The organism is Microbacterium phyllosphaerae (genome assembly GCF_050628115.1).
GTDB classification, from domain to species: Bacteria; Actinomycetota; Actinomycetes; order Actinomycetales; family Microbacteriaceae; genus Microbacterium; species Microbacterium phyllosphaerae_A.
The window spans coordinates 698,954-714,683 of sequence record NZ_CP192502.1 but is presented as its reverse complement, the minus strand read 5'-3'; the positions used below and the strand labels follow the sequence as shown (position 1 = coordinate 714,683).

The window sequence follows — 15,730 nt, the reverse complement described above, 5'->3', positions numbered from 1 at the left end:
ACGGTTGCACATGTGACCGCGACAGGAAGTGACCGATGACCTATGTGATCGCGCTGCCCTGCGTCGATGTCAAGGACCGAGCGTGCATCGACGAATGCCCGGTTGACTGCATCTATGAGGGCGAGCGCTCGCTGTACATCCACCCGGACGAATGCGTCGACTGCGGCGCGTGCGAACCCGTCTGCCCCGTCGAGGCGATCTACTACGAAGATGACCTGCCCGACGAGTGGCAGGACTACTACAAGGCCAACGTCGAATTCTTCGACGAGATGGGATCCCCCGGTGGTGCCGCCAAGCTCGGCGTCATCGAGCGCGATCATCCGATCATCACAGCCCTTCCGCCCCAGGAGGCACCCGAATGAGCAGTCAGCCGCACCCCGCAGCCCCCGTCCCCTCCGAGGTCGGTGAAGGGCTCAAAGCCGCGTTCCGCGCGCATCCGGCAGGGGTGGCGATCATCACCGCGATGACCCCTGCAGGGCCGGTCGGGCTCACGGCGTCGAGCGTCGCATCCGTCGCGGTCGACCCCGCCGCGATCGTGTTCTCGGTCACCAGGGCCACCGGCAGTGCGGGCTCGATCCTCAACGCCGAGTCGTTCGTCGTGCACCTGATCGACGACGAGCATTCGGCTCTGGCGCAGAGCTTCGCGGTGAGCGGCGCCGACCGCTTCACCCCCGAACAGGGGTGGAGCACCCTTCCGACCGGTGAGCCGTACCTCGCCGAGGCGCGCGCCGCGATGCGCGGTCACACGATGTCGACAGTCGCGGTCGGCTCATCGACCGTCGTGGTCGCCGAGATCGACGAGGTGCTGCTCGGGCGGCCGGGTCGACCGCTCGTCTACCTCGACCGCCGATTCCACACGCTGCCGCACGACCAGGACTGAACGCACCCAGAACTGAACGCATTCAGAACCGAAGTCCGAATGAAAGGAACACGCATGACCTCTCCGTACACCCTTCCTGAGCTGCCGTACGACTACTCGGCACTCGCCCCGCACATCTCGGGCAAGATCATGGAGCTGCACCACTCGAAGCATCACCAGGCCTACGTGACCGGGGCCAACACGGCACTCGAGCAGCTGGCTGCGGCCCGCGACTCGGGCGACTTCGCCGCGGTGAACAAGCTCGAGAAGGACCTCGCCTTCAACCTCGGCGGACACATCAACCACTCGGTGTTCTGGGAGAACCTGTCGCCCGACGGCGGCGGAAACCCCGAGGGCGAGCTCGAGGCTGCGCTGACCGACGCGTTCGGTTCGATCGACGCCTTCCGCGCGCACTTCACCGCGACCGCGCTCGGCGTGCAGGGCTCGGGATGGGCCGTGCTCGCCTGGGACAGCGTCGGCGCCCGCCCGGTGATCTTCCAGCTGTTCGACCAGCAGGGCAATGCGCCGCTCGGTGTGACGCCGCTGCTGCAGCTCGACGTCTGGGAGCACGCCTACTACCTCGACTACCTCAACGTGCGCGCCGACTACGTCAAGGCGTTCTGGGAGCTCGTCAACTGGTCCGACGTGCAGCGCCGGTTCCAGGCTGTGCAGGAGAAGACCGCAGGGCTCATCGTCGCCCGCTGACCCGCGCGCCTCTGCGCGCCTCTTCGGGAGGAGAACTCGTCTTCGGGAGGAGGATGCCACGGCATCCGTCCTCCCGAGGCGCAGTCCTCCTCCCGAGGCGCAGCGGATGGAGTACCGGCGGTCGTGTCAGCCGAGCAGCTCGCCCGCGAGAGCCTCGATGCGGCGGCGGATGTCGTCCCGGATCGGCCGCACGGCGTCGATGCCCTGGCCTGCCGGGTCATCGAGCTTCCAGTCCTCGTAGCGCTTGCCCGGGAAGAACGGGCAGGCGTCGCCGCATCCCATCGTGATCACGACGTCGGATGCCTGCACGGCCTCGGTGGTGAGCACCTTGGGCGCCTCTGTGGTGATGTCGATGCCGAGCTCGCCCATCGCCTCGACGGCGATCGGGTTGATCTGGTCGGCGGGCATGGATCCGGCCGAGCGCACCTCGATGCGGTCGCCCGCGAACTCCCGGAGGAACCCGGCGGCCATCTGCGAGCGTCCTGCGTTGTGCACGCACACGAACAGGACGGAGGGGATGCTGGTGGTCATGATGTCTCCAGGGTAAGCGAGCGGGCGGGGTCGAGGGCGGTGGAGGGCATCCTGCCGATCTGCAGGATCGACGGCGCTGAGCAGCATCCCGCGCCGGTGCTCTCGTCGAAGTCTCCAGAGCCCCCGCACACTCCGGTCTCGGGCAGAGCGAGTTCGTTGCGGGCGGCGCTCTCGTGATCGCCGGCGAGGTGGGCTGCGACGCTGCGCACCTGCTCGTATCCGGTGAGTGCGAGGAAGGTCGGCGCCCGCCCGTAGGACTTGGCACCGACGATGAAGAACCCGGGTTCGGGCTGCGCGAGCTGCCGAGCTCCGGTGGCCGCGACGGATCCGCAGGAGTGGATGTTGGGGTCGATCTCGGCGGCAATACCCGCGACGGCCTCGAGCGCGGGATCGAGGTCGATTCTGAGCTCTCGAAGTATCGCGGTGTCGGGCCGGAAGCCGGTGAGGGCGACCACGCGCCCCACGCCGGTCACCTCGCGTGCGTCCTCCGCGACGATCGTCACTCCCTCGTCGGTTCGGCGGAACTCGGCGACGCGGAACCCCGTCACGAGATCCACGACCCCGTCGTCGATCACCTTGCGCGCTCGGGAGCCGAGTGCGGCACGCTCGGGCAGCTCGTCTCCGCTGCCGTCTGCGCTGCCGTCTCCGCTGCCGCCGCCGAAGACGTTCGCGGCGCTCCCTCGGCGCAGCAGCCAGGTCACTCGGGTTCCGGGCGATCGGCGTGCCAGTTCGCTCAGGCGCAGCACGGCATGCGTGGCTGAGTGCCCCGCCCCGATCACGACGACGTGCGAGCCGGCGAGCTCCGAGACATCAGCCGGGATGCGGTACGAGATCAGGTCCGACGCCGCGCTCTCGCCTACGGCCGGGAAGCCATCCGCCCCGGCCGGGTGGGGAAGATCCCAGGTGCCGCTCGCGTCGATCACCGCGCGGGCGAGAAGGCGGGATTCCCGACCGTCGGCATCGGCCGTGTGCACGACGAACGGCTGGCTTCTGCGCCCTGCGTCGACGACCTTGTCGCGCCCCTGCCGGGCGACCCCCGTGACGGTGGTCGCAAAGCGGATCCGCTCGCCCAGGGCGTCGGCCAGCGGAGCCAGATAGTCGCTCACCCACTCCGCCCCGGTCGGGTACCCCGAGGTGGGCGCACTCCATCCGGCCGACTCCAGCAGGCGGCGGGCCGCGGCGTCCATGAGCTCGGGCCACGCGGAGAAGAGGCGCACGTGCCCCCACTCGGAGACGGCGGATGCAGGACCGTGGCCGCGCTCGACGACGACGACGTTCTCGCCGCGTTCGACGAGGTGCGCCGCGGCGGCCAGCCCCTGCGGGCCCGCTCCGATGACGGCGACGGGAAGCTCGGACATCACATCTCCTCAGATCGACAATCTTCAATATGAAGCGTCGCGTACGTATCGAAGAATGTCAATACGTGCGAGGATGGTCGACATGACCCTTCCGGTGACCATCGCAGACTCCGCCTGCTGCGCCCCGCGCACGGCATCCGCTCTGCCCCTCGCCGAGGCGGAGCGCATCGCCCGTCTGTTCAAGGCTCTCGGCGACCCGACGCGGATCCGCCTGTTGTCGCTGATCTCGTCGGCCGAAGGTGGCGAGGCCTGCATCTGCGATCTCACCGACCCCGTCGGCCTCTCGCAGGGCACCGTCTCGCACCACATGAAGCTTCTCGCCGACGCGGGCCTCGTCACTCGAGAGCAGCGCGGGAAGTGGGCCTACTTCGCGCTGGCCGACGGTGCGCTCGACGCAGCCGGAGAGGCGCTGCGCGGCGTCTGAATTCCTCAGGCGCTGCCGGATAGGCTGGTCGTATGGCCCTTCTCTCGATCGCCGGTTCGGCGCGTGCTCCGCATGAGCTGCGCACGGCGACGCCGATGAAGGAATGGATGCGCGTCGTGATGCACCCGGGCACCAACGGATGGACCAGCGTGTGGGGCACTCTCTCGCACGGCGAGATCGCGGGCTGCCCGCCGCCACGCGGCTAGACCACGCCCCCGTTCGGGGCGGTGGTCTCCTGTGCCATCCACCCCCTTCTTCCGCGTGAGGTCTCTTCGTGTCCACTTCATCCACCCGTCCCCGTCTCCGGCTCGCTCCGCACGAGCTGTGGCGCGGTATCCGAAACAACGCCCGCAGCGACGTCCTCGGCGGCTCGCTGCTGCTCGCCGCCACCGTCGCCGCGCTGATCCTCGCCAACACTTCGGCGGCGTCGTGGTACGAATCCGTGCGGGACTTCACCTTCGGCATCCCCGAGCTGCACCTCGACCTCAGCGTCGGCGCGTGGGCGGCCGACGGCCTGCTGGCGATCTTCTTCTTCGTCGTCGGCCTCGAGCTGAAAGAGGAGTTCGTCACCGGCCGCCTCCGCGATCCGCGTCAGGCGGCGCTGCCGATCGCCGCGGCCGTCGGGGGCGTCATCGTGCCGGCCGTCATCTTCGCGGTGATCAACGCGGACAACGGCGCCGACGCCCTTCGAGGATGGGCGATCCCGACGGCGACCGACATCGCCTTCGCCGTCGCGGTGATCGCGGTCGTCGGGCGCTTCCTCCCGCCGGCCCTCCGGGTGTTCCTGCTCACGCTGGCGATCATCGACGACCTGATCGCCATCACGATCATCGCGACGTTCTACACCGAGACGATCAGCCTTCCCTGGCTCGCCCTCGCCCTGCTGCCCCTCGCCGGGTTCGCGTTCCTCGTGCAGAAGGGTGTGCGCGCGTGGTGGATCCTGCTGCCCCTCGCGATCGCCGTCTGGGTCTGCATCCACGCCGCCGGCATCCACGCGACGGTCGCCGGTGTGCTGCTCGGATTCGTCGTGCCGGTCGTGCCCACCGAGCGAGCCCGGGTGCGTCGGGGAGTGGATGCCGACGGCGAGCCGATGTACGACGGCCTGGCCCCGCATTTCGCCGATCGGTGGGGAGTCGTGGCGACGCTGTTCGCCGTGCCGGTCTTCGCCTTCTTCGCGGCCGGAGTCACGATCGGCGGCGTCGAGGGACTGCAGTCGGCGCTCACCGACCCCATCGCGATCGGGATCATCGTCGGACTCGTCCTGGGCAAGCCGATCGGCATCCTCGCCACCACCTTCCTGCTCAGTCGCGTGCCGGCTCTGCGCCTCGACGAGACGCTGCGCTGGCCCGACCTGACGGGGATGGCCTTCGTCGCCGGAATCGGATTCACGGTCTCGCTGCTGGTCGGCGAGCTCGCCTACGGGTCGAGCTCGGTCGCCGATGAGCACGTGAAGATCGGCGTGCTGCTCGGCTCCCTGATCGCGGCGGTGATCGGGGGAGCGGTGCTCGCGATGCGCAGCTCGCGCGCCCGCCGAGATCAGCCGGCCATCGTCTAGCGGCGTCGCGCGCGTTCCTCACCCTGCACCGGGATCGGCCCCGTGACGCTCAGCTCGTCCTCCCAGCATTGGATGCCGGTGACCTCGGGCATGCGGGCCCGGGTGAAGACCGGGTCGAGCCCCGCTCGTCGCTGATCGGAGTAGTCGCGCAGGAGTTTGAAGGCGATGCCCGACAGCAGGGCGATGGCGATGAGGTTCACGATCGCCATCAGGCCCATGATGCCGTCGGCGGTGTTCCAGATGATGTCCGCCGAGGCGATCGATCCGAAGAAGATGATCGCGACGACCAGCACGCGGTAGGCGGTGAGGATCGCGGGCCTGCTGCTGATGAACTCGATGTTCGATTCGCCGTAGTAGTAGTTGCCGAGGATCGAGCTGAACGCCAGCAGGAAGATGATGATGCTGAGGAGGATGTTCGACCACTCGCCGAGGTTGCTCACGATCGCGTTCTGCGTGAGTCCGATGCCGCGGGTCGCGTTCGCGAGGTCCGGGGTGGAGACGAGGATGATGAACGCCGTGATCGAGCAGACGAGGAAGGTGTCGAAGTACACCCCGAGCGTCTGCACGAGCCCCTGCTTCACCGGGTGCGTCACGGCGGCGCTCGCTCCCGCGTTGGGAGCGGATCCGAGGCCCGCCTCATTGGAGAACATTCCGCGCTTGACGCCCGTCATGATGATGGTTCCGAGTGCGGCACCGACGACCTCGTTGAACCCGAACGCCTGAGTGTAGATCGAGGCGAAGACCTCGGGAAGCCGTTCGAAGTTGATGCCGACGATCACGAGGCCCAGCAGGAGGTAGCCCAGCGCCATGGCGGGGACGACCGCCTGCGTCACACTGGCGATGCGGCGGATGCCGCCGAACACGACGAGCGCTGTCAGGACGGCGAGTACGATTCCGACGACCCAGGGGATCCAGCCGACCTCTCCGCCGAAGCTCGACGACACGGTCGCACTGATCGTGTTCGCCTGCAGGGAGCTGAAAGCGAACGGGAAGCAGACGATGAGGACGACGGCGAAGAGGATGCCCATCCAGCGTGCCTTGAGGCCGTGCTGCATGTAATACGCCGGCCCACCGCGGAAGCCGTCCTTGTCGCGCACTTTGAAGGCCTGGCCGAGCGTCGATTCGATGAAGCTCGACGCCCCGCCGATGAACGCCATCGTCCACATCCAGAAGATCGCGCCCGGTCCGCCGATGGCGATCGCGGTGCCGACGCCTGCGATGTTGCCGACACCGACCCGAGACGCGGCCGAGATCGTGAACGCCTGGAACGCCGAGACCGATTGCGGCTCGCCGTTCTCCTTGCGCGGGGTGCGATCGGTCAGGGTGCGGAACATCTCGGGGATCAGCCGGAACTGCACCACACCCGACCGTGCGGTGAAGTACAGCCCCAGGACCACGAGGATCGGCAGCACCACCCAGGTCCACAGCCCGTCGCCGGCAGAGAGCACGAAATCGTTGAGCGCGTCCATCGCATCAGTATGGCGGCATGTTGCCGCGGGCTGTGATATTCCGCTAAATCAGTCGCGCGGTCGTCCCTCGGACGTTCAGCTCGTACGGGAGGGCGGCGGGGATGCCGGAGGCGTCGCCCTCGGCGAGCTTGGCGAGCACGGCATCGGCCGCTCGCTCGCCCTGGCCGAGGGGGAACTGGTCGACGGTCGTGAGGCGGAAGAACTCACCGAGCTCGTGGCCGTCGATGCCGACGATCGAGAGGTCTTCCGGCACCGCGAAGCCGAGGTCGCGCGCCGCGAGAAGGGCGCCGATCGCCATCTCATCCGATGCTGCGAACACCGCGGTGGGGCGAGGCCCGGGGCGACCGAGCAGCTGCTTCGCCGCGCGGTATCCGCCCTCCACCGTGAAGTCGGCGGGTTCGAGGAAGGCGGGGTTCAGCGGGATGCCCGCCTTCGCCAGCGCCTTCTCGAAACCGAGGCGACGGTTCGTGGGGATGTGGAAGTCGATGTCGAACTCGGGGTTCGCGCCGATGTGCGCGATGTCGTGGTGGCCGAGGCTGATCAGGTGCTCTGTCGCGAGCTGGGCGACCGCGACGTCGTCGACCGTGAGGGTGTCGAGCTTGGGATTCGGGCCGCCGATCGCGATCACGGGCAGACCGAGGTCGAGCAGGTACTGGGTCTCGTCGTCATCGAGCTCGATCGACACCGCGATCACCGCATCCACCCGCTGGCGGCGCAGGAACGTGTCGAACACGTGTCGGCGCACATCCTTGTCTGCGGTGATGTTGTAGAGCGTGATGTCGTAGCCCTCGCGCATCAGCGCGGCCGAGACACCCGAGAGCACGGTGCTGAAGAACCAGCGGTCGAGAAAGGGCACGACCACGCCGATGTTGCGGGTGCGGCCCGATGCCAGGCTCGACGCGCGAGACGACACCACATAGCCGAGAGCCGACGCTGCCTCCTGCACGCGCAGGCGCGCGGACTCCGAGACATGGCCTCGGCCGCTCAGGGCGCGCGACACCGTGGCCGTCGACACCCCGGCGAGCCGGGCGACCTCATCGATGCTCGCCATGGGTTTCCTCTCTGAGGCGTTCCGGTCGCAGTTCGTGCCGTCGGGCGGTGCCGTGGGCGGCGCGAACTGCGACCGGAACGTGATGCGACTTTAAGCCTTGGTGTACCAGACCGCGGTGTCGACGGGCACGGCGCCACCGTCGAACGGCTGGCTCTGCAGGATCACGAACGCGTCGGTCGGAAGCGGCAGCGGCTCGGTGCCGAGGTTCGCGAGCACGTGCACGTCGCCGCGGCGGAATGCCACGGCATCCGCTCCGGCGTCTTCCCAGACGAGCGATCCGCTGCCGAAGCCGTGCTCACGGCGCCCGGCGAGCAGGCGCTTGTAGAGCGCCAGCGTCGAGGCGGGGTCGACCTCTTCGACGTCGCGCGAGTAGGCGGCCCAGTCGGCGGGCTGCGGCAGCCACGACGCACCGGTCTCGTTGAAGCCGAATGCCGGAGCGTCGGCCTCCCAGGGCAGCGGCACGCGGCATCCGTCTCGTCCGTAGCGCTCGCCGTTCGTGCGGAACCACGTCGGGTCCTGACGGAACGCGTCGGGGATCTCCATCGCCTCGGGCAGGCCCAGCTCCTCGCCCTGGTACAGGTACGCGGAACCCGGCAGCGCGAGCATCACGGTCGTCGCCGCGCGGGCGCGGGCGAGGCCGATGGCGGTGTCGGGCTTGTGCGGGGTGTGGGGGCCGATGCCCTCGCCCTGCGGGTTGTCGTCGGTGAGCGCGAGGCGCGAGGCGTGGCGCACCACATCGTGGTTCGACAGCACCCAGGTGCTGGGCGCGCCGACGGCACCGAACGCGTCGAGCGACTCGCGGATGACGTCGCCGAGAGCCTTCGCATCCCACTCGGTCATGAGGTACGGGAAGTTGAACGTCTGGTGCATCTCGTCGGGGCGCACCCACAGAGCGGTCTGCTTCAGCGTCGGCATCCAGGCCTCACCGCACAGAGCGCGGTCGCCGTCGTACTCGGCGAGCACCCTGTGCCAGTCGCGATAGATGTCGTGCACGCCGTCCTGGCCCCAATAGGGGACGTCGGCTTCGCCGCCACCCATCGAGTCGGCGTCGGCCGGCGGCGTGTAGTCGGGCAGGCCCTCGGCCTTGATCATGCCGTGCGCCACATCGACGCGGAAGCCGTCGACGCCGCGGTCGAGCCAGAAGCGCAGGATCGAACGGAACTCCTCACGCACCTCTTCGTTGTTCCAGTCGAAGTCGGGCTGCGTGGGGTCGAAGATGTGCAGGTACCACTGGCCGGGGGTGCCGTCGGCCTCGGTGATGCGCTCCCACATGCCGCCGCCGAAGACCGACTCCCAGTTGTTCGGGGGCAGTTCGCCGTTCTCGCCCTTGCCGTCACGGAAGATGTAGCGAGCGCGCTCGGGGCTGCCGGGGGCGGCCCTCAGCGCCTCCTGGAACCAGGCGTGCTGGGCCGACGAGTGGTTGGGCACCAGGTCGACGACCACGCGGATGCCGCGGGTGTGCGCCTCGTTCAGCATGGTGTCGAAGTCGTCGAGCGTGCCGAACAGCGGGTCGACGTCGCGGTAGTCGGCGACGTCGTAGCCGGCGTCGCGCTGCGGGCTCGTCATGAACGGGCTCAGCCAGATCGCGTCGACGCCGAGCTCCTTCAGGGAGTCGAGCCGGCTGGTGATGCCGGGCAGGTCGCCGATGCCGTCACCCGAGGCGTCGGCGAACGAACGGGGGTAGATCTGGTAGATGACCGCGCTGCGCCACCACTCGGAACCGGGGGCTGCGATCTGCTCAAGCTGTGCCATGGCAACAGATTAGTGCAAACGCTTACATGATTGCCAGAGGTGGGTTCGAATCGATTCGGTCGGGCGATGTTCCATGCCGGACCCCGGGGACTTGCAGTGCGGGAGTATGCTTCGGGCATCCGATGACTGGAGGCTGTCATGGTTCCCGAGATCAACTACTGGGCGGTCCTCATCGCCACGGCGTCGAGCATGGTCGTCGGCTCGGTCTGGTACGCGCCGAAGGTGTTCGGCACGCGCTGGTCGAGGCTCGCGAACGTCGACATGGATCGGCCGGGTTCGAGCGCGACCATGGCGATCATCACGACCGTGATCGTGAGCTTCATCACGTCGTGGGTGCTGGCCGGAGCGTCCGCCATCGCCTGGCACTTCTACGACGGGTCGTTCTTCTGGGCGTCGGTCGTCACCGGTGTGCTGCTGTGGGCGGGCTTCACGGCCGCGCGCTTCATCACCCACGACGCGTTCGAGGGGCGCCCGACGGGACTGACGGTCATGAACATCGCACACGAGCTCGTCACGATCGTGATCATGGCGGTGCTCATCGGCGTCTGGCCGCCCGCGCTCGGCTAGTTCGCCGGGTGTCGGCTAGCTCTCGTCGGTCGGCTGATCCGCCGGGGTCTTCGTCAGGTCCTGCGCGAGCATGACCAGGATGCCGCTGGGGCCGCGCAGGTAGGTGAGCTTGTAGACGCCCTGATAGTTCGCGACTCCGCGGAGCGGGTGGCACCCGTGCCTGGCGGCGATGGCGAGCGACTCGTCGATGTCGTCGACCGAGAATGCGACGCGGTGCATCCCGATCTCGTTCGGCAGTGTCGGCTCGGTCTCGATCGCATCGGGGTGGATGTATTCGAACAGCTCGAGCTGACCGTGACCGTCGGGCGTCTGCAGGACGGCGATCTTCGCGTGGTTGCCGTCGAGCCCGACGGCGGTGTCGGCCCAATCGCCGCTGACCTCATCTCGACCGAGCACCGTCAGGCCGAGGTCTGTGAAGAAGGCGATGGTCGCTTCGAGGTCGCGCACGGCGATGCCGACGTTCTCCAGTGTGATGGGCATGGCTCGGATGCTACTCGCCGGCTGCGACGTCGGCAGGCGCCGAAAGACTAGACCTTCGCCACTTCCGCCGAGACTTCCTGGTATGCCAGCATTTTGCACGTGACCTCCTGGTCGCCTGCGGGGCCCGCATCCGGACCGCTGTTCGGACCGAGGGGGTCATATGTCGGGTTCATCGCGCCGTTCGGCTCCGTGGATGATCGCCGCCGCCCTCGTCGCGGTGGCGCTGGTCGCGGGAGCGACGACCGCCGCCTCCGGCGACTCGGGCGCCGATGACCCGGCCGAGGGCGCAGCCCCCGATCCCACTCTGTCGGTCGCGCTGGCATACGAGTTCCTCGACGCACGCGTCGACCAGTTCTGCGACGGCGAGGGCCGCTGTCTTCCGCGCAGCTACGAGGGCGGATTCTTCACCGACCTGCCGACCTGGGACTTCACCCCCTCGTTCGTCTACGACGACGCCCTCGTCGTGATCGCCTACACGGCACGCGGCCTGCCCGACGACATCCGCCGTGCTCAGGCGATCGGCGACACCCTGCTCTTCGTGCAGGAGAACGACCCGATCGGCGACGGTCGCACTCGCGCCTCCTACGAACCGCACGGCATCCGACAGGGACGGGTCGAGATCACCGGCCCCGGCACCTTCACCGGCAACCAGGCGTGGGTGGGCATGGCCCTCACGCGGCTCTTCCACGCGACCGGCGAGCAGAAGTACCTCGACGGGGCGCTGCAGACGGCCCAGTGGATCCAGACGAACACGGCAGACATGGTGCGGGCGCCCTATGGCTATACGGGCGGTCAGCTCGAAGACGGCACCTCGCTCGTGTGGAAGTCCACCGAGCACAACAGTGACATCGCCGGATTCTTCACGCAGCTCGCCCAGGTCTCAGGCGATCAGGTGTGGGCTGACCGCGCGGCGATCGCGATGGACTTCGTGGCGGCGATGCAGAGCGCCGACGGGCATGTCGACACCGGAACGCTCCTGGACGGCTCGACCGTGAACACCCACCCGGTGCCGCTCGACTCGCAGACATGGACCTCGCTCGCGACCGGCGATGACCGCTACGACGCGGCACTGGACTGGACGCTCGCGAACCTCATCGCCACCGACGGGCAGTATCAGGGGCCGTCGATCAGCGACACCGATGTCTCGAAGGTGTGGTTCGAGGGCAGCGGGCACCTGGCGCTCGCCCTGAAGCTCAGGGACGGAGCGGGCGACGCCGACCGCGCGGAGGCGCTGCTCGACAGCATCCGTCTCGGGCAGCGCGATGCGGCGAACGGCGACGGCAAGGGCATCGTGGCGACCTCGACCGACGGCCTGGATTCGGGCTTCGGCGATCTCTACTACGCCAGTCTGCACACGGGGGCGACGGCCTGGTATCTGCTCGCAGCCGCCGGCGACAACCCCTTCAGCCTTCCGGCCGACTGATCGGCGCTCCGCGCCTGCGGCGTCTCGGGAGGAGAACTCGCCTTCGGGCGGAGAGATCTCGAGGATCGCTCCTCCCGAAGGCGAGAGTTCCTCCCGAACAGGTGCGGCGGTCGGCTCAGCCGATGTTCGCGGTGATCTTCGCGAGATGCGCGGCCGCCTCCTCAGCCGACCTGGTCCGTCCGCTCACTCCCGGACGCTCCTGCCAGGGCAGCGGGCCCTCTGCACGCCGGTACTCGACACCCGCCGCCTCCAGCCGTGCGAGGTGTTCGGTCAACCGCGGGGCGAACTCGGCGTAGTCGCGGTCACCCGTCGTCCACAACGCCTCCGCCACGGCTGACAGACGGGGGAAGGCGCGGTAGTCGAGCCCGCGCATCGAATCGATGTGCTCGGTCCAGAGGTTCGCCTGGCCGCCGAGCACATGTCGAGCCTCGTCGGCGTCGAGTTCTGCGGGTACGGGGTCGAAGGAGTACGCCTTCTCGACCGTCGTCACCGTGCCGGTCGGTATGGGCTCGGCTTCGAGATCGGACTCTCGGTAGTCGAGGTACACCGTGTCCTCGGGGCAGGCGATCACGTCGTGCCCGGCACGAGCGGCGGTGAGGGCGCCGACTCGCCCGCGCCACGACAGCACGCTCGCCCCGTCGGCGAGCCCGCCCTCGAGGATCTCGTCCCAGCCGAGCAGCTTGCGTCCGCGCGACGCCAGGTGCTGCCCGATGCGACTGACGAACCAACTCTGCAGCTCCTCCTCGTCGTGCAGGCCGAGCTCGCGCATCCGCTCCTGGGTGCGCTCGTCCTCGACCCACTGGATCTTGGGGCACTCGTCGCCGCCGATGCAGATGTACTCCGAGGGGAACAGGTCGATGATCTCGTCGAGCACGTCCGAGAGGAACCGGATGGTCGACTCCTCGACGTTGAAGATCACCGGATTGATGCCCCACCGGGTCCACGGGGTGGTCGGAGCGCTTCCGCTGTCGCCGACACCCAGCTCGGGGTAGGCGGCCACGGCCGCCTGCGCATGGCCGGGGAGCTCGATCTCCGGCACCACGGTGATCCCTCGCGCGGTCGCGTACGCCACGATCTCGCGGATGTCGTCCTGCGTGTAGAAGCCGCCGTGCGGTCGCCCGTCGGTGTCGGATCCGGGCTGCGCTCCGAGCTGGGTCTCCGGGCGCCAGCCGCCCACCTCGGTGAGCCGGGGGTACTTCGTGATCTCGACGCGCCAGCCCTGGTCGTCGGTGAGATGCAGGTGAAGGGTGTTGAGGCGGTGCATCGCCAGCAGATCGATGAAGCGCAGGACGTCCCTCGTCGGCGCGAAGTGACGGACGACATCGAGCATGGCTCCCCGCCAGGGGAACTTCGGGGCGTCCTGCACGCGGACGAGGGGGGTGATCCAGCGCACGGTTGCGAGGGGGGAGTGGCGGTAGACCGCTGCCGGGAACAGCTGCAGCAGGGTTTGGACGGCCCAGTGCCCGCCTCGCTCGGTCGACGCCGCGAGCTGGATCGACGCCGGTGTGGTCTCGAGATCGAAGGCCTCGTCGGAGAGGGACCGATCGACATGCAGACGGATGCTCGCGGTGTCGCGCGATGCGGTGTCGGACACGCTCAGCGGCAGTACGAACCCGGTCGCCGCCCGCAGTCGCTCCTGCAGTCTCAGGGCCGGCTGGGCGAGGTCGGGGTGGGTTGAGATCGTGGCATCCGCGGTGAGTTCGAACTCGCCGGGGGACGTGAGCTGGGTCGTGGGTCGAGGCAGAAGGGTCGACATTCGGGCGAACTCCCTGGTTATTTCGGTCGGGCACGAATTAGTTGGTTACATGCCCTATTAGTTAGTAAATAAAGTGACCTAATTCGACGGCGAGGATTGTCGCTGGAGGCGAAACAATGCCGTCATAACGCTGAAACCTAACAGATCTATAAATGCCAACATAATGATTGACAACGGATATGCAACAGATGTGTACTAACTTTCACGAACGACACATCGACGTATCCGTTCGCGGCATCCCACCTACCAAGGAGAATTCAGTGGCAATCAAGAAGTTGGCGACGTTCGGTGCCATCGGCATCGTCTCCGCTCTCGCACTCAGCGCGTGTTCCGGTTCGGCCGGTGCCGGCAACGCCGGCGCCCCCAGCGACGGAAAGGTCCCCGAGGTCGACGGATCCGGCGAGACGCTCACGGTCTGGGTCATGGACGGCGACTACACGCCCGACACACTCGACGAGATCAACAAGCGCTTCACCGAGGAGACCGGCGCGGAGGTGAACCTCCAGAAGCAGACCTGGGACGGGATCACCACGAAGGTCACGACGGCTCTCGCCACCGACACCCCGCCCGACGTGATCGACATGGGCAACACGCAGATCGCGAGCTACGCCGCGAACGGCGGACTGCTCGATCTCACCGCCTACCAGGAGGATCTGGCTCAGGGCCAGACCTGGCTCGACGGACTCGTCGACCCTGCGACGATCGATGGCAGCCTCTACGGTGTGCCCGGATTCGCCGGCGCTCGCGCCGTGATCTACAACAAGAAGATGTGGGCTGCCGCGGGTGTGACCGAGGTCCCGACCACATACGACGAGCTGACAGCGGCCCTCGACAAGGTCGCGGCAGCCAACGCGCAGACGCCCGACTTCTCGCCGTTCTACCTGCCCGGTCAGTACTTCTACGCGGGAATGCAGTTCGTCTGGGACGCCGGTGGAGACATCGCATCCGAGAAGGACGGCGAGTGGACCTCGGGCTTCGGTTCGGACGAGGCGCTCGAAGGCCTCGAGGCGTTCAAGGAGTTCCAGAACACGTACTCCACCGCGGCATCCGCGACCCTCGACACCTTCGAACCGAACCAGGGTCAGATCTTCGCCGACGGTAAGACCTCGGCGATCCTCAACACGAACACCGGCGCGATCCTGAAGATCAACCCGGATCTCGAGCCGGACCTCGGATCCTTCCCGTTCCCCGGCCTCTCGGGCGAGGCTCAGCCCGTCATGCTCGGAGGCTCGGACTGGGCGATCCCGGTGAAGTCGCAGAACTCGGATCTCGCCCTGAACTGGGTCAAGATCGCCGCCAGCCCCGAGGTTCAGAAGGACTTCGTGTTCGGTGTCGACGGGTGGATCCCGAACAGCACGGAAGGGATCGAGTTCGCGCAGGAGACGCTGGACGACGTCAAGGTGAGCTTCTTCACCGCCGCACTCCGGTCGAAGGCCACGCCGGCCAACGCCAACTGGACCACGATCGAGAGCAACAAGGACATCAACACCCTGTTCTCCTCGATCGCCTCGGGCTCGAAGTCCGTCGACGAGGCAGCGACCGCCTTCGACGACGCGGCCGACAAGACTCTCAACACCAAGTAGCACTTCGGATGCCGCGCGCCCGCGCATCGCGGACGTGCGGCATCCTCCCACCCAGCAGTTCCTCGGCCCCGTGAACCGGCGGTGCCCCGACCACCGAAAGGCGAACCCGTGGTCACCACACCCGTCGTGTCACCGCCGTCAGTGAAGACGCGAACACCTCGCCCCCCGTCCCCCCGCGCTCGGCGCACGGCGAGCAGTCGCCGGAGCACGGCCCCGT

The 15,730-nt window shown here is 67.9% G+C and carries 16 protein-coding genes; 9 read left to right on the top strand and 7 right to left on the bottom strand.

Going from position 1 to position 15,730, the window contains the following annotated elements; all coding sequences use genetic code 11:
• The first annotated feature begins 35 nt into the window (after nt 1-35).
• Genes fdxA through ACQ4LY_RS03150 form a run of 3 tightly spaced genes read left to right on the top strand, consistent with a single transcriptional unit; the run spans nt 36 to nt 1,564 of the window.
• Nucleotides 36-362, top strand: coding sequence for a ferredoxin (fdxA, locus tag ACQ4LY_RS03160; protein WP_120494986.1), 327 nt, complete (start codon nt 36-38; stop codon nt 360-362).
• Entirely contained in the window at nt 359-880 is a 522-nt protein-coding gene (locus tag ACQ4LY_RS03155) for a flavin reductase family protein (RefSeq protein ID WP_431074534.1), read from the top strand. Before fdxA ends, ACQ4LY_RS03155 begins: the two co-directional genes overlap by 4 nt.
• Nucleotides 881-934: 54 nt before the next feature.
• Nucleotides 935-1,564 (top strand): superoxide dismutase, encoded by a 630-nt coding sequence (locus tag ACQ4LY_RS03150; RefSeq protein ID WP_210096798.1) that lies wholly within the window; start codon nt 935-937, stop codon nt 1,562-1,564.
• Between the two features lie 126 nt (nt 1,565-1,690).
• Here ACQ4LY_RS03150 and ACQ4LY_RS03145 read toward each other — a convergent pair whose 3' ends face one another.
• Complete coding sequence (locus ACQ4LY_RS03145; RefSeq protein ID WP_431074533.1) at nt 1,691-2,095, bottom strand: arsenate reductase ArsC; 405 nt, start codon at nt 2,093-2,095, stop codon at nt 1,691-1,693.
• Nucleotides 2,092-3,453, bottom strand: coding sequence for an FAD-dependent oxidoreductase (locus tag ACQ4LY_RS03140; protein ID WP_431074532.1), 1,362 nt, complete (start codon nt 3,451-3,453; stop codon nt 2,092-2,094). The genes ACQ4LY_RS03145 and ACQ4LY_RS03140 overlap by 4 nt, the downstream gene beginning before the upstream one ends.
• An 82-nt stretch (nt 3,454-3,535) precedes the next feature.
• On the opposite strand from ACQ4LY_RS03140, the gene ACQ4LY_RS03135 reads away from it, so the two are divergent.
• From ACQ4LY_RS03135 to nhaA, 3 genes are all read left to right on the top strand, one after another.
• The gene (locus ACQ4LY_RS03135; RefSeq protein WP_431074531.1) at nt 3,536-3,877 is read left to right on the top strand and encodes an ArsR/SmtB family transcription factor; all 342 of its coding nucleotides are present in this window, start codon (nt 3,536-3,538) and stop codon (nt 3,875-3,877) included.
• Nucleotides 3,878-3,909: 32 nt separating this feature from the next.
• The gene (locus tag ACQ4LY_RS03130; RefSeq protein WP_431074530.1) at nt 3,910-4,083 is read left to right on the top strand and encodes a hypothetical protein; all 174 of its coding nucleotides are present in this window, start codon (nt 3,910-3,912) and stop codon (nt 4,081-4,083) included.
• A 68-nt stretch (nt 4,084-4,151) separates the two neighbouring features.
• On the top strand, nt 4,152-5,432 hold the full coding sequence (gene nhaA, locus ACQ4LY_RS03125; protein ID WP_431074529.1) for a Na+/H+ antiporter NhaA: 1,281 nt from the start codon (nt 4,152-4,154) through the stop codon (nt 5,430-5,432).
• Here the strand turns inward: nhaA and ACQ4LY_RS03120 are convergent.
• The 3 genes from ACQ4LY_RS03120 to ACQ4LY_RS03110 all read right to left on the bottom strand — a co-directional run bounded on the left by ACQ4LY_RS03120 (nt 5,429) and on the right by ACQ4LY_RS03110 (nt 9,704).
• Entirely contained in the window at nt 5,429-6,901 is a 1,473-nt protein-coding gene (locus tag ACQ4LY_RS03120) for an alanine/glycine:cation symporter family protein (RefSeq protein WP_431074528.1), read from the bottom strand. The genes nhaA and ACQ4LY_RS03120 overlap by 4 nt on opposite strands.
• 43 nt (nt 6,902-6,944) lie before the next feature.
• The gene (locus ACQ4LY_RS03115) at nt 6,945-7,952 is read right to left on the bottom strand and encodes a LacI family DNA-binding transcriptional regulator (protein ID WP_431074527.1); all 1,008 of its coding nucleotides are present in this window, start codon (nt 7,950-7,952) and stop codon (nt 6,945-6,947) included.
• A gap of 90 nt (nt 7,953-8,042) precedes the next feature.
• A complete protein-coding gene (locus ACQ4LY_RS03110) occupies nt 8,043-9,704 on the bottom strand; it encodes a glycoside hydrolase family 13 protein (RefSeq protein ID WP_431074526.1) in 1,662 nt (553 codons plus the stop codon).
• Nucleotides 9,705-9,842: 138 nt separating this feature from the next.
• Between ACQ4LY_RS03110 and ACQ4LY_RS03105 the strand changes: the two genes are divergently transcribed.
• Nucleotides 9,843-10,271 carry a DUF1761 domain-containing protein gene (locus ACQ4LY_RS03105; RefSeq protein ID WP_431074525.1) on the top strand — a complete coding sequence of 143 codons (429 nt, stop codon included), beginning with the start codon at nt 9,843-9,845 and terminating at the stop codon, nt 10,269-10,271.
• 15 nt (nt 10,272-10,286) lie between these two features.
• Here the strand turns inward: ACQ4LY_RS03105 and ACQ4LY_RS03100 are convergent, their stop codons facing one another.
• Nucleotides 10,287-10,751, bottom strand: a complete 465-nt coding sequence (locus ACQ4LY_RS03100) for a VOC family protein (protein WP_431074524.1) — start codon at nt 10,749-10,751, stop codon at nt 10,287-10,289.
• Between the two features lie 193 nt (nt 10,752-10,944).
• Here ACQ4LY_RS03100 and ACQ4LY_RS03095 point away from each other — a divergent pair, with 193 nt between their 5' ends.
• Nucleotides 10,945-12,174, top strand: a complete 1,230-nt coding sequence (locus tag ACQ4LY_RS03095; protein WP_431074523.1) for a hypothetical protein — start codon at nt 10,945-10,947, stop codon at nt 12,172-12,174.
• Nucleotides 12,175-12,289: 115 nt separating this feature from the next.
• Here ACQ4LY_RS03095 and ACQ4LY_RS03090 read toward each other — a convergent pair whose 3' ends face one another.
• The gene (locus ACQ4LY_RS03090; protein ID WP_431074522.1) at nt 12,290-13,930 is read right to left on the bottom strand and encodes a beta-N-acetylhexosaminidase; all 1,641 of its coding nucleotides are present in this window, start codon (nt 13,928-13,930) and stop codon (nt 12,290-12,292) included.
• Between the two features lie 260 nt (nt 13,931-14,190).
• Here ACQ4LY_RS03090 and ACQ4LY_RS03085 point away from each other — a divergent pair, with 260 nt between their 5' ends.
• The gene (locus tag ACQ4LY_RS03085) at nt 14,191-15,513 is read left to right on the top strand and encodes an extracellular solute-binding protein (RefSeq protein WP_431074521.1); all 1,323 of its coding nucleotides are present in this window, start codon (nt 14,191-14,193) and stop codon (nt 15,511-15,513) included.
• The last annotated feature ends 217 nt before the right edge of the window (nt 15,514-15,730 follow it).

Excerpts from the sequence above, each read along its gene's own strand:
- ACQ4LY_RS03115 (WP_431074527.1), bottom strand. The coding sequence starts at position 7,952 with ATGGCGAGCATCGATGAGGTCGCCCGGCTCGCCGGGGTGTCGACGGCC.
- ACQ4LY_RS03145 (WP_431074533.1), bottom strand. The coding sequence starts at position 2,095 with ATGACCACCAGCATCCCCTCCGTCCTGTTCGTGTGCGTGCACAACGCA.
- ACQ4LY_RS03150 (WP_210096798.1), top strand. The coding sequence starts at position 935 with ATGACCTCTCCGTACACCCTTCCTGAGCTGCCGTACGACTACTCGGCA.
- ACQ4LY_RS03155 (WP_431074534.1), top strand. The coding sequence starts at position 359 with ATGAGCAGTCAGCCGCACCCCGCAGCCCCCGTCCCCTCCGAGGTCGGT.
- ACQ4LY_RS03130 (WP_431074530.1), top strand. The coding sequence starts at position 3,910 with ATGGCCCTTCTCTCGATCGCCGGTTCGGCGCGTGCTCCGCATGAGCTG.
- ACQ4LY_RS03100 (WP_431074524.1), bottom strand. The coding sequence starts at position 10,751 with ATGCCCATCACACTGGAGAACGTCGGCATCGCCGTGCGCGACCTCGAA.
- ACQ4LY_RS03135 (WP_431074531.1), top strand. The coding sequence starts at position 3,536 with ATGACCCTTCCGGTGACCATCGCAGACTCCGCCTGCTGCGCCCCGCGC.
- ACQ4LY_RS03140 (WP_431074532.1), bottom strand. The coding sequence starts at position 3,453 with ATGTCCGAGCTTCCCGTCGCCGTCATCGGAGCGGGCCCGCAGGGGCTG.
- ACQ4LY_RS03090 (WP_431074522.1), bottom strand. The coding sequence starts at position 13,930 with ATGTCGACCCTTCTGCCTCGACCCACGACCCAGCTCACGTCCCCCGGC.
- ACQ4LY_RS03095 (WP_431074523.1), top strand. The coding sequence starts at position 10,945 with ATGATCGCCGCCGCCCTCGTCGCGGTGGCGCTGGTCGCGGGAGCGACG.
- ACQ4LY_RS03110 (WP_431074526.1), bottom strand. The coding sequence starts at position 9,704 with ATGGCACAGCTTGAGCAGATCGCAGCCCCCGGTTCCGAGTGGTGGCGC.
- fdxA (WP_120494986.1), top strand. The coding sequence starts at position 36 with ATGACCTATGTGATCGCGCTGCCCTGCGTCGATGTCAAGGACCGAGCG.
- ACQ4LY_RS03120 (WP_431074528.1), bottom strand. The coding sequence starts at position 6,901 with ATGGACGCGCTCAACGATTTCGTGCTCTCTGCCGGCGACGGGCTGTGG.
- ACQ4LY_RS03105 (WP_431074525.1), top strand. The coding sequence starts at position 9,843 with ATGGTTCCCGAGATCAACTACTGGGCGGTCCTCATCGCCACGGCGTCG.